The following is a 13,115-nucleotide window of genomic DNA, read 5'->3' on the forward strand; positions in this document are numbered from 1 at the left end:
TCATGAACCTCTTTTTATGCATTTCGGCGTGCTAAATCTCCAATACAGCCTTCAGCTTGGTACAGTCTTCCAGCAACTCGGGCAGCTGTCCCAAAAATAGAAGGAGGGCTTTCACGTGAGCTATTTCCACGTTTTCTTCCGAGAGCTCACGCTGTAATCTGCTTAGGATTTGCACATATTCATTCCGTGTAGCTTCATTTAATTTAGTTTGTTTCAGAACCGTATCTATACGTTGCAGTGCATAGGAGATTTGTTTTCCTTTGGTCCAGATTTGATCAGAATCTTCATAGAATACGGAATCGCGGCCCCACATGATTTGATGTTGAACATCAGGGCTCAACATTCCTTGTGCCAGTATATCCGTAATGCTGACAATAAATTCAGCCAGTGTTTGATGCTCCGTCGAGGACAGTTCTGAATCGCTCATTCGGAAGGAATTAATAATGATACTTTTGATGACAAAATTGATATCGTGCGCATAGTCACGTATAGATTGTCCATAAGCATCAATTAAGAAATCAACCATCACGTTAGACAAATAATGTTCAACACGATCAATGGCTTGTGCGATTTTTTCTTCCTTAGAACCGATTAAAGGGACGGAGTATACCAGCAAATGAACTTTATTCTTATAAATCCGGCCCAGCGCAATCAAATACAGTTGTCTCAACTTTTCACGGGAAGGTAGCTGATGCTTCAAATAAAGTTCTTTAATATCTGCATCAAGAAGTTTTTCAATCAGGACGATTGTCCCCAGCAGCAACTCTTCTTTACTTTGAAAGTATTTATAAAAGGAAGCCTTGACCATCCCGCTTTTGCGGGCAATTTCATCCACCGAGGTGGCATCGTACCCTTTTTCAGAAAACAGGGAAAGGGCGGCATAGATAATATCTTCACTCGTTATTTTTTTCATTGTACCCCCAATTTTTTGCTCTGTCTCTTTAATTTCCAGCGGGCAATAACCATATACAGGGATGGAACCACAAACATCGTAAGAATGGTCGAGTACATCAATCCAAACATAATGGTATACGCCAGCGGTCTAAACATAAGCTCTCCAATAAGCGCAATCGGAATCAGACCGACAATGGCTGTCAGTGAAGTAAGCAATATGGGACGGAAACGCGCTTTGGTCGCTGCAATAACCGCCTCCTTCAGTTCGATCCCTTCACGTCTTGCATCCTCAATAAACTCAATCAGCACAATGCCGTTACGTACGACAATACCTGCCAAGGTCATTAAGCCCAACACGCCCATAAAACTAACCGGCGTATTTAGAATGAACAAGCCAAGAAATCCGCCTGCTGCTGCCATATACACGGTAGTCAATATGATGAGTGGAGTCGAGAAAGAATAAAATTGCAAAAAGATCAGCATGAAGATTAATAGTATGACGACAACATATAACCATCCTATTTCTGATAAAATGTCATCTTGTCCTGAAATCTCGCCCCCAATTTCCCAAGTGTAGCCTGGAGGAAATTTAATATCCTGCAATTTAAGCTTGACATCCTTCATGACTTCGGAAGCTGTACGCCCGTGAACTTCAGCTTCAACAGTAATCGAACGTTTTAAATTATAATGGTTAATTTTTTGTGTTGCAAAGGATGGTTTCAACTCAGCCAATTGAGATAAAGGGATTTGTATACCATTGGCATTGGTCACATTCAATTGCTGAAACAAAATTTCAGGATTTTGATCGGTTTGGCTTAGCTTCAGCTTAATATTGATCAAATCTTTCCCCGTATCAAATCGGCTAAAGCTCACGCCATTACCCATTAACAAGAGTGTACGTGTCAGATCATTATTGCTTACCTGATATTGATCCATCGCTTGTTTGTTGATTTGGAAATCCAACGTATATCCTTCATTTTCCATATTATCTTGTATGTCCTGTGTTCCTCTGGTAGCCATAATGCCTTCTTTTAACTGCTGTGACAACGAACGCAACTGATCTACATCATTGCCTAAAATCCGAATGGAGATCGGCTTACCGAGAGGCACCCCCACTTTAGCTATTTTCAAGGAAATGGATTGACCCGGATAACGATCCTTTAAGATGGAGGGCCATTTGTCTGCCATTTCATCGGGATCAAATGCACCTTCTTCCCCAATAATAGCAATTTGACCCACGGTTGTGCCTGTTTTGGCGTCAGCGGTCATATCTTTAAACAACCGGGGAGCGTCGCCGCCAGCCGCATAACTGATCGTTTCCACATGAGGTTGCTGCTTCACCCATTTGGCAATATCCTCGGTGACCCGCTTGGTTTCTTCTATAGAAGTACCTGTAGGCATACGCACATTAATGCTTAATTCCGGATCGTTGGTTCTGGGGAACAGGTCGATCGGAATCAGAGCAAGTATGCCGTACAGCGTGGTACTGATCAATAATCCTAATGCAGCATATAATCCAGGTTGCTTAATGACTCTCGGAATCAGCTTGCTGGTATATACGTTACGAAGAGCATCAATTTGTTTTCCCAGCAGTCCCGACGGCTTCATGGTGGAGTTGGGCGTTTTTTGATTTCGTTGTCCATACCATTCTCTAAAGATTGGGATGACGGTAAAGGACATGAGCATGGAAGCCAATAACGTAAAGATAACAGCAAACGGTAATGGTTTGATAAGGGAGCCTGCATCGCCTGATAAAAAGAACAGCGGGGCAAAGGAGGCTACAGTTGCCAGGGTTGCGGTCAAAATGGAAATGGAAACTTCTTTCGTTCCATTTAATGCTGCTATCTTGGGACTCTCGCCCAAGGTCATCATTCTGCGTTCAATATTATCATTAACCACCACAGCATCATCGACTAGAATCCCCATTACAATAATTAAGCCAATGACCGTAACCTGATTCAATGTTATTCCGAGCATAGGGAGAATAATGAGACCTATGGCGATTGAAATAGGAATAGCCAGTGCCACAAAAGAGGATGTAATCAGATTCAAGCCCAATGTACATACGATCACAACCGCCGCAATGGCAAACAGCAATTCACGGGTCAAGCCATGAAAAATATGATCAATCCGCTCGGTCTGTGAAAATAACGTATTCAGTTGAAACGTATTAGGCAGATCTGGTTTTAACAACTGCATTTCTTTATTTACTTTGCTATAAATCGTGTCTACGTCAGAGCCGGTATTACCGTTAATCGTCAGCGTAATAGCTGGTTTACCGTTAAAAAAGGCCATATAGCTGCTGGTGTTATGTGTAAGCAATACGGTGCCCACATCACTGAGATACACAGGAGCGCCACTTTCAGTTTTGGAAATAATGACTTTACTCAAATCCTGAGCATTCTTGGACTGCGTCACATTCATTCGGTAGGTACGTTCATTGTAATCCAGATTGCCTATCGGATATTGCTCATTTTCCTTCTGCACTGCACTCATGAGCTGTTCCCAACTGATATGGTACTGCTGGAGCTTTTGAGCATCAATCTGAATCTGAACCTCTTGATCCGGTAATCCCTTGATTGTTACTTCCGATACACCGGGAATGGTTTTTAATTGATCCTTCCATGATATCACCATATCATTTAGTTGATACAATTGCTCCACAGAGTCCCCCGTGATGGCGTAGGAATGGATAAATACTTTATTCAAATCATCGTTAACGACAGGCTTTTGAGCATCTGTGGGCAGAAAAAATTGGGCATCGTTCATTTTTTTGCGTAATGTATCCCAGACTTCTGCGGCATTGGCGTTGCCTTCTGTCTCAATGATAATCGTCGAAAGTCCATTTTCGGATGTAGAAGAAATCTTTTTAATATGATTGATTTCTTTCATTTTTTGTTCCAGAGGCTTCGTGACCGTTTGTTCTACCTTTTGGGGTGTAGCTCCAGGGTAGAGGGTCGTGACCACAGCGGTTTTCTTGATAATATCCGGCGTTTCCTGCCGGGGAAGTTGAGAGACACTATATAGCCCGGCAACAATCGCCATGATAAAAATAAAGAGGGTCAGTTTTTTCTTTTTGATAAAATATGCAATCATTTGCTCGTTCCCCCCATGATCTGAACGAGCAGCCCATCGTAGATCAGGTTTACTCCGGTGGTAACGATACGATCCCCGACATTCAGTCCCTTGGTAATTTCGAGCTTATTGTTGGACATCTGACCGACATTCACGACCGTCTTGACCGCTTTGTTGTTCACCACTTTATAGACAAAAGTATCTGTACCGTTATTAATGACAGCTTTGGCTGGGAGCAAAATTTGCTCACTCTGAGTCAGTTGGCGGCCTGCCTTTATGACTTGTCCCGGGGCCCAATCATGCTGGGGGTTAGGAACAATCACTTCTACGTTGATACTGCCCGTATTGGTGTTGGTGGCCGGATAAATTTTGCTGACCGTTCCTTCTCTGTTCTCATCGTACAGTTGAAGTTGGACTGTCTGACCTTGCTTCCAGTTCGTGATTTCATGATCGGGAACAGGGAGCAGCACCTTGAGCTTGTCGATTTGTCCGATACGATATATCGGCTGTCCAGTGCTCGCCAATTGTCCCACCGTTGCCTTTTTCTCCAGAATAACGCCGGAAATGGGGGCTTTTAAAGCTGTCTTGGAGAGGGAAAGTTCGGCTTGCTTTTTGGCAATGACCGCCTGTTGATATGCCGCAGTTGAGTTATCTCGAGAGGCTTCTGCCTGTTCCTTCGCAGCGATAGCAGCTTCTTTCCCGGCTTGGGCTTGCTGTAGGCTGGATTCTGCCGATTGCCGATCTTCCAATGTTGCTCCCTCCTGGATTAAGGAGAGGGCTTCTTGTGTATCCTCCAGGTCCTTGGTGGCATTGGTCAAAGCGAGCTGCGCATTTTCATAATCGTTTTTGGTTGCAGCTCCCTGATCATATAAAAGCTTGGTGCGTTCAGCGGTAGCCTGTGCTTTAGTCAAAGCGGACTGTGCTCTTTGCACTTTGGTACGGACCTGTGCCCTTTCCTGCTCACGGGCACCCTTGTTCACTTTGTTAACTCCAGCTTGAGCTGCTGCCTTTTGCGCGTCGGCGGATTGAATGGAGGCATCTGCACTTGAAACGGCAGCTGTAGCATTTTTGATACCTGCCTGTGCTTCAAGAATAGCTGTACTAGCCTGCTCCAGTTGTAGCTGGTAGCTGGATGAATCAAGCATCGTCAAGATCTGCCCCTGGGATACGGAGTCTCCCACATTGACTACTGTGTCGCGAATCAGTCCGGATAACTCAAAAGATACGGAGGTATCCTCATAGGGCTGTAGTGTGCCTGAAAGGTCAAAAGAAGCAGACAGCGGTTCTTTTTTAACAACCATCGCTTCCACCTTTTGCTTTTGTTGTTCTGCTGCTTCATTATTACTCGATCCTGTAGATGAGCAAGCTGAGGTGAACAGAAGAATGAATATAGCAGATATGTAGAGACTGGGTTTTAACAAGATGATCATCCTTTCTGTCTTTTTGTACTTTAAAGTTTATGTATAAACTCATCAGTTCATAAACGGATTATATGACCTGATTTGTGGCATGTCAACGACTGATTACAAAAAAATGCCTCAAATTCAGGATGCGAAAGAGAGCCGATTCAGGTCCGTGGAAGTACATGGTAGACAAACGTAAAAACGACCTTTCTCAAAAGAAGAGAAAGGTCGTTAAGAAAATAAATATAGCTGTTTAGCCGATTAATTTACGGAATAAGCTACGTACAGCCCACTTGCGCTCACTTCGTTTACGGTATTTGGGCAGAGAGCGATAGACGGCAATGGACTGGTTAAAGGCTACAATGGCCTCATCCTTGCGTCCCAGCATACGGTACATCAAGCCTGTCAGATAATAGCCCTCACTGGAAGAAGACTGAATCTCCTGAAACTGCTGCAGATAATGAAGCGACTTATTGACGTCACGTTCCTTGAAAGCAGCGGCTAAATGCAAATAAGGCTCACCGTATTGCACCCGCGGGTTAATATCCAGTGCTTTCAATAAATGCTGTTCTCCAACCTCCAGATGGTTTGTGTGTACTTCAGCCGTTCCCCGTGCGTTCCAATAGTCTGCTGATTCTTCATAACGGGATTCAATTTCCAATAACAGCTCCAAAGCCTGCGGATATTTCTTGCTTTCGATCCAGATACGTGCCAAATCGAACTTGGCAGCCACATCGTTGGTGTTTAGCGCAATCTGTTGGCGCAATCGAGCGGCATTGCGTCTTCTTTTCCATGGTTTGCTGATGCTGGGCAATACACCGACAAAGCTGCGATCCAATATATAGATCACGATTAGGAGTACGAGCATTGCCAAAAACGGGTTGCCGAGCAAACTCCATAGTAGAGAGAAAATTAAAAATTTCCCAATCATTCTGCTCCAATCCTCCTGTGCATGTAACAATCCATACTTTCCACATTATAGCATAGGGTCACTTTAAGGGTCATTAGCATGATGAGATTTGGAAGGATGGTAGAGGGGGCGAGAAGAGAAATACTTATTTGTGATGCTCGATGTATAGTTTTACGAGAAAAGGAACCTTTTTTATTTCCGCCAAAAGGTTGAACAGTCTGCCTTATCCAAAATATTAAACTCGATCATTTTCTCAAGTAATGAGAAATCAACTGGACTATCCCACTGGATACGTACCAACTGCTTGGTGTGATCATAGCCAGCCTGCACAATTAACTCAGAAAAATGATTAATCCCTGCCTTTTCAGGGGCAACGGCCAAATGATGTTTGGCTACGCTAAAGCCAATAATAAATGTGCCGTGATCCGTAAACATAGGCTGACTCCACGCAATTTTTGCCATTAAATTTGGAAACTTCTTGGTTACCCAAGCCAAAACCTCTTGCGTTCGAGCCCGATGTTGGGGGTTATCAATATGCGCTAAATATTCTGCAAAAGCTTCCATGTTGTTCCCTCCTTAATTAAAAATTATATCGTTCAGAAAAATTCCTCAAACCTATTTGTAATTAAATGGTTTAACTATCATTTTATCGCAGCAACATGTTTCTCAAGGAGTAATTGTCTGTTGAATAATCAAAAATATATTTAGATATAAAAAACACCTTTTATGTCCTGTTATATTCCTCAGCAAGAATAGAGTACAAACATGAATCATGAAACTCACCTTTGTAGTACCAGTGTTCACGCATCAAACCTTCACGTTGCATTCCGATCTGTTGCATAACCTTCTCAGAAGCCTTGTTTTCTGGACGACATGTTGCATAAATACGGTGGACAGCAAGTGTGCTAAATCCAAAGTCTAGTAACGCTCGTGCTGCCTCTGCTGCATAACCCTTCCCTTGATAATCTGGATTCAAAACGTAACCCAATTCTGCATTAGTATCTTTGACATGAATACCCATACCGCCGATCAGGATTCCATTATTTTTCAGACAAAGGGCTAGTTCGTAGTCTTGTCGTGGCTGTTCCTGCTGCGAAGCTAAAACTTGTTCTATATATGCCTTTGTATCTTCTTCTGTATTCGGTCCCCAGGCTGTATATCTAGTAACTTCAGGCAATGACGTGTACGTATGTATACTTTCCCAATCAGATCTGAAAATATCACGAATGATGAGCCGGTTTGTCTCAAATTGCATAATTATTTATTCCTCCTGTCTATAGTCAAAAGACTCTACCTAGTATTTCAAAACGATTAATACCTCAATCCAATTTTTTAAGCGAACGTAGTCTTTAAACGTTATGACCTCCATTTTACAATGAATCCAGACCTTTTGCCGCCTGAACGCAATCCGCAAGGGAGCGTCCGGCAAAAGGCAATTAGAAGATAATGAATGTGGACTGGAATAGCCTACTGTTACTGGCTATCTGGTTCGTCCTAAAACAGCCTGCGCGCTGTTACGAAACGTTTCTGCCATTTATCGTCAAGCGTGTCAAAATGAACGCCGCGTTCTTTGGAGAATGTATGCAGCAATTTGTTGTTCCCTGCATAGATAGCCACATGGCCGATCTCTAGCCCGCGTGCGCTGAAGAACAGCAGGTCGCCTTTGCGCAGCTCGTTCAGCCCGACCTCCCGCCCTTCTTTAGCCTGATCATAAGAGACACGGGGGAGGTCGATAGAGAGCGTATGCTGGAACACTTCCCCCACAAAAGAAGAACAATCAAAGGTCGATGTCTGTCCGGTTGCTGCGCCGAATTCATAAGGGGTACCGAGAAATTTCTCTCCGTAGGCGATGAGTTCATCTCCCTGCCGTTCCGCCAGGGATGGGCTGGAATAGTCGCTGTATTTTGGTTTTGCCGATATGTATCCGGTCAGGTTGTCTTTAGTGCGCACTTCCAGCCAGAGAGCATTGACCTCGCGGATGACGTGAACCTTTTCGCTGGCTGGAATAAGCCGCAGGGAAGGGGAAGCTCCCGATGAATCCGGTTCGCTGCGCAGGTTGACCCTGGAAAGAACTGTTGTGAAAAAATCGTCCCTGGAGGCAATCCGGATTGTCCGGGTAAGGGCATCCCACTTCACTGTGCTCCCAAGTGCTTCGCTCACAAAACGCAGTGGAATCATCGTGTTGCCCTCAACGATCTGTCCCGGAACATTCAGGGACAGCGTTTTGCCGTTTAGGGTAGCAACGAGTTCCCCGATGTGGTAGGTCAGCACCGTGTCGGTTTTGGTTGCTGTTACGGTTTTGCTGAATCCGTTCCAGGAAAGCACAGCTCCTTGCGCCTCAAACAACTGACGCATGGGGACGAGCGTTGTCCCGTCTAGCAGCAGCGGCTCGGCGGCAAGCTGAAGCGGGTGGTCATCCACATAAACGGTCGTCACTGGAGTCAGCGGTACCGACTTCGCATAAGACGGGTTTGCTTGGAGCAGCGATACTGCCAGCAGAGCCAGCAATACTCCCTTGTTGATTGTCATGCTGTCATCACCTCGTTGTTAATGTGTTCATCTAAGTTGTACGAGGCTTCCTCCGATTAGTTGTGTACCAAATATTGGATTCACTAAAAAAACAAAACAAACAAAAATAAAACCAATAAATATCTGTGTTTTATTATTGACATCAAAATAAAATAAAGATAAAATTATAAATGTGAAATATTTCACTTTATAGAATAATTCCGTATTTAGCGAGGCAACAAGAAGTGAATCCTTTAGGAGGCCGATTTTATATGAGCGCACATGTATTTTTTGTACCATCTATCAATCTTATGGGAACAGGCTGTTTGCATGAAGTTGGGCCGTATATAAAAGAACTGAATTTAAACAAAGCTCTAGTCGTTACGGATAAATTTTTGATGAAGAGTGGCATTGCAGGCAAGGTTACATCTTTGCTGGATGATATTGGATTGAACTATGCGGTATACGATGAAGTAAAACCAAATCCGACCTGTAAAAATGTACATGATGGTGTTCAGTTTCTGCAAGAAAACGGATGTGACTTTTTAATTTCGATTGGCGGAGGATCACCACAGGATACGGCTAAGGGAATCGGCATTATTGCTACCAACGGGGGACATATAACCGAGTATGAGGGCGTTCATAAATCCAAGCATAAATCGCTTCCTATTGTAGCTATTAATACCACAGCAGGAACATCGGCTGAAATCACGATCAATTATGTCATTACGGACGAAGAGCGCAAGGTCAAGATGGTTATGGTTGATAAGAATAGTGTAGCTACGATTTCGGTCAACGACCCTGAGCTGATGGTAGACAAACCCGCCGCATTAACGGCAGCTACAGGGCTAGATGCTCTGACCCATGCTATTGAAGCTTTGGTTACACCAGGTTCCTATCCTGTAACGGATGCCACTGCGTTGGCAGCAGTAGAGATTATTTTTAATCATTTGGCTCGTACAGTGAGCAACGGTCATGATATAGAAGCACGTGAGCAAATGGTATACGCTATTTTCTTGGGAGGACTTGCATTTAATAATGCCGGATTGGGTTACGTTCATGCGATGGCGCATCAGCTTGGCGGCGTATACGATTTGCCTCATGGTGTTTGCAATGCCATGCTGCTGCCGATTGTGGAAGAGGAGAACGCCAAGCATGTACCAGAGAAGTTTCGTGCCATCGCTAAGGTCATCGGTTTTGAAGATAAGGGGAAAACGGATAAGGAATGCGCTGACTATGTAATCCAAAGAATCAAAGACCTGTCGAAGGAAGTGGGGATTCCTTCCAAACTTTCTGAACTGGGTGTAAATGAAGTGGATTTGGATCTGCTCGCCGAGAACTCAATGAAGGATGCTTGCGCTCCGGGCAATCCGTTCATACCTAGCAAAGAACAAGTTATCGAGATGTTTAAGAAAATTCTTTAAATAAAAGATGCAATTATTTTACTTAATACTATAAGGGCTGTCCCAGGAACTGATCGAAGTATACTGGGAACGGCCCTTTTTATTCGCATTTTCTGCTAACAGATTTGTGAGACTAGAGATAAGACAACCCCATTGAAGATTAAAGGCACAGCTCTCTCGGCTAAATCTGTAGGAGACTCTTTTTTTCCTTCCACATTCCAGCGAAAGGTTACACCATAAATGGACCAACTTAAAATGGTCGCGGCAAGTTCTAACGTTCTTTGGTCTGTATTATTGGCTTCTCTTGTTATGAGTTGAAGTATGAATTGCTCTAATTGATTCTTAATATGTTCTTCCAGGATCGGTGCCACTGAATTATATTTATGAACGCATTGGTTACTTGAGTCGTGATAGTCACATAACGAAAGAATAAGTTTCTGAATGATCTCCTCCGACAAACGTGCCTCAGCATCAATCCTCTTGATAACATACTCCAAAAATGCGTCTGACAAAAGGGTTTCAAGCAGTGCATATTTATCTTGAAAATGTGCATAGAACGTGGCACGGTTAATGGTGGCTTTTTGGGTAATGTCATTGATCGTAATCGTGTAGAAGTCTTTCTTATTTAATTGGTCAACGAATGCGTCGAGAATTAATCTACGTGTTCGAATGACGCGCGGATCGTTTGGGTTGGGTGAGGTTACACCAGGCATCCTCAAGACACTCCTTTCAGGTAAATTAAATGATTCCCCCATTATAAACATGTGTTGTTTTGTCAACAAGTGAGTTTAGATATACAACAATTTTATAACCCTTTTGGTTAAGCAACAGAATGAACATTTTGTCGGTTGAATGATAAATTAAACATTGCTAACATTTCACTTGCACCCCGTTTGATGGTGCACGAGCTTTTTATATAATCGCTAAAAAGCGAGAAAAGAAAATGGGGAGGTACAATCCTTGAGTAATCAACCGCAAAATGTCCATTCAACAGAAGCTTTATTTCAACCTTATACCATTCATAATCTGACCCTACAGACTCGTATTGTAATGCCGGCAATGGGCCGCGCTTTTTCACCAAATGGTGTGCCAGGACCGGATGTAGCCGCTTATTATCGCCGTCGCGCAGAGAATGATGTAGGTCTTATTATTACTGAAGGTGCAGTAATTGACCATCCTGCTGGAACAAGTGAGCCGAGGATACCTAATTTTTATGGAGAAGCGGCTTTAAACGGTTGGGCTGAAGTGGTCAGACAGGTTCATGAAGCCGGTAGTAAAATTTTTCCACAGCTTTGGCATATGGGGATGGCTCGCCCTTTGGGATCTCAGCCGAACCCAGAAGCGCTGTCGATTGGTCCATCAGGGCTGGATCTGGAAGGAAAAAAAGTGACCGAGCCGATGACAGAAGAAGAAATCGTCAAGGTCATTGGGGCCTATGTCGATGCAGCTGCGAATGCAAAACGACTGGGCTTTGACGGCGTTGAAATTCACGGAGCGCACGGCTATCTGGTTGATCAATTCTTTTGGGAGAGAACGAACCAACGTACGGATCGCTATGGTGGCGATATCATAAAACGTGCTCAATTCGCCATTGAGCTTGTGGAAGCTATTCGTGCTGAGGTTGGCCCTGATTACCCTATTGCCATGCGCCTATCCCAATGGAAAATGAATGATTACAACGCAAAGCCGTTCGATACACCGGATAAACTGGGGCAGCTCCTGAATGTGTTAGTACAAGCGGGCGTGGACATCTTCCATTGCTCGACACGTCGCTTTTGGGTACCTGAATTTGAAGGCTCCGATTTGAGCTTTGCCGGGTGGGTGAAGAAGCTGACTGGAAAAACCACGATTACGGTTGGCTCTGTAGGTCTGGATGAGGATTTTGTAAGTTATATGGAAGGGAAAGGGGCAGGACACCAAGATATTAATGAACTTCTGGAACGGCTGGACAACAATGAATTTGATTTGGTAGCTGTTGGGCGTGCGCTTCTGGGCGATCCTGCATGGGCTACGAAAATACGTGAAGGCCGAATTCATGATCTTCAAACCTTTACACCTGAGGTACTTCAAACGCTCAACTAAAACATATCGTACTTTGAACACCTCTTCATTTCATAAATAACACTGTAAGCCAAAATACTCAAAGTCAGATAAGGAACTTTGGTATTTTGGTTTTTTTATGCGTCTGCGATAGTAGTCCACCATGAACCATTTTAGATTAAGTCATATTTGCTCTAAAGTTGTCTTTTCTTGGGTACTCAAGTATTGAATTTTTTTAAAAAGCTGCTCCATTTAAAAAGCTACTATCTATTTTAGATTTCATTATATCAAACTTAATCGTAGTTCTTTGAATCATTCATATACTAAAACCAGATCAGACTGACACCAACACTTGATATATATAGATGTCTATGTAATAATGCTTGTATGTTAAAAAATAATGCAGCTGCACTGATAGGAACCATTAGAGACTCGATCAATAAATTGATTGTGTCTGAGCTCGAATCGAATGGAATTGAAGGGATTGTTCCTACTCATGGCGGAATCCTAATGTTCCTTTATCAAAAGGACGGGCTCTCCATTAAGGAATTGACGCAAAAAATTTCTCGTCAGCAACCCACGGTCACTGTTTTGATCGACAAGCTAGTGAAGTTGGGGTATGTCGAAAGAAAAAAAGAAAGGGAGGATAGCAGAGTTACCCTGATATATTTGACCGATAAGGGAAGAGAGATAGTGCCTGTATTTGAGATGATCTCCAATAGATTACAAGAAACCATCTATGGTGGTCTCAAAGATGAAGAAAAAGAACAGCTGGAATATTTACTGGAGCATGTAAAAAACAGATTATAAATTTTTTTAAGTAAATGTATAGATATCTATATTAATATCAAAATAACAATAAAACATCTGGAGGTTATTAAA

The 13,115-nt window shown here is 43.2% G+C and carries 11 protein-coding genes; 3 read left to right on the forward strand and 8 right to left on the reverse strand.

Going from position 1 to position 13,115, the window contains the following annotated elements:
* Positions 1-31 precede the first annotated feature (31 nt).
* The 7 genes from JOE49_RS15005 to JOE49_RS15035 form a co-directional block, all read right to left on the reverse strand.
* On the reverse strand, positions 32-913 hold the full coding sequence (locus JOE49_RS15005) for a TetR/AcrR family transcriptional regulator (protein WP_023988132.1): 882 nt from the start codon (positions 911-913) through the stop codon (positions 32-34).
* The gene (locus JOE49_RS15010) at positions 910-3,990 is read right to left on the reverse strand and encodes an efflux RND transporter permease subunit (RefSeq protein ID WP_160789435.1); all 3,081 of its coding nucleotides are present in this window, start codon (positions 3,988-3,990) and stop codon (positions 910-912) included. The genes JOE49_RS15005 and JOE49_RS15010 overlap by 4 nt, the downstream gene beginning before the upstream one ends.
* Positions 3,987-5,399, reverse strand: coding sequence for an efflux RND transporter periplasmic adaptor subunit (locus JOE49_RS15015; RefSeq protein WP_209941709.1), 1,413 nt, complete (start codon positions 5,397-5,399; stop codon positions 3,987-3,989). Before JOE49_RS15015 ends, JOE49_RS15010 begins: the two co-directional genes overlap by 4 nt.
* A 226-nt stretch (positions 5,400-5,625) precedes the next feature.
* Entirely contained in the window at positions 5,626-6,303 is a 678-nt protein-coding gene (locus JOE49_RS15020; RefSeq protein WP_209941711.1) for a tetratricopeptide repeat protein, read from the reverse strand.
* Positions 6,304-6,474: 171 nt separating this feature from the next.
* Positions 6,475-6,846 (reverse strand): iron chaperone, encoded by a 372-nt coding sequence (locus JOE49_RS15025; RefSeq protein ID WP_160789432.1) that lies wholly within the window; start codon positions 6,844-6,846, stop codon positions 6,475-6,477.
* 160 nt (positions 6,847-7,006) lie between these two features.
* Positions 7,007-7,537, reverse strand: a complete 531-nt coding sequence (locus tag JOE49_RS15030) for a GNAT family N-acetyltransferase (protein ID WP_209941713.1) — start codon at positions 7,535-7,537, stop codon at positions 7,007-7,009.
* Positions 7,538-7,776: 239 nt separating this feature from the next.
* Positions 7,777-8,811 (reverse strand): C40 family peptidase, encoded by a 1,035-nt coding sequence (locus tag JOE49_RS15035; RefSeq protein WP_069080042.1) that lies wholly within the window; start codon positions 8,809-8,811, stop codon positions 7,777-7,779.
* 251 nt (positions 8,812-9,062) lie between these two features.
* Between JOE49_RS15035 and JOE49_RS15040 the strand changes: the two genes are divergently transcribed.
* Complete coding sequence (locus JOE49_RS15040; RefSeq protein WP_025718549.1) at positions 9,063-10,214, forward strand: iron-containing alcohol dehydrogenase; 1,152 nt, start codon at positions 9,063-9,065, stop codon at positions 10,212-10,214.
* A gap of 95 nt (positions 10,215-10,309) precedes the next feature.
* Here the strand turns inward: JOE49_RS15040 and JOE49_RS15045 are convergent, their stop codons facing one another.
* Positions 10,310-10,906 (reverse strand): TetR family transcriptional regulator, encoded by a 597-nt coding sequence (locus tag JOE49_RS15045; RefSeq protein WP_209941714.1) that lies wholly within the window; start codon positions 10,904-10,906, stop codon positions 10,310-10,312.
* A gap of 247 nt (positions 10,907-11,153) precedes the next feature.
* On the opposite strand from JOE49_RS15045, the gene JOE49_RS15050 reads away from it, so the two are divergent.
* Complete coding sequence (locus tag JOE49_RS15050) at positions 11,154-12,275, forward strand: NADH:flavin oxidoreductase (RefSeq protein ID WP_209941717.1); 1,122 nt, start codon at positions 11,154-11,156, stop codon at positions 12,273-12,275.
* 345 nt (positions 12,276-12,620) lie between these two features.
* Positions 12,621-13,043, forward strand: coding sequence for a MarR family winged helix-turn-helix transcriptional regulator (locus JOE49_RS15055; RefSeq protein ID WP_209941719.1), 423 nt, complete (start codon positions 12,621-12,623; stop codon positions 13,041-13,043).
* Positions 13,044-13,115: the final 72 nt, after the last annotated feature.

Source organism: Paenibacillus sp. PvR133 (genome assembly GCF_017833155.1).
GTDB lineage: Bacteria > Bacillota > Bacilli > Paenibacillales > Paenibacillaceae > Paenibacillus > Paenibacillus polymyxa_B.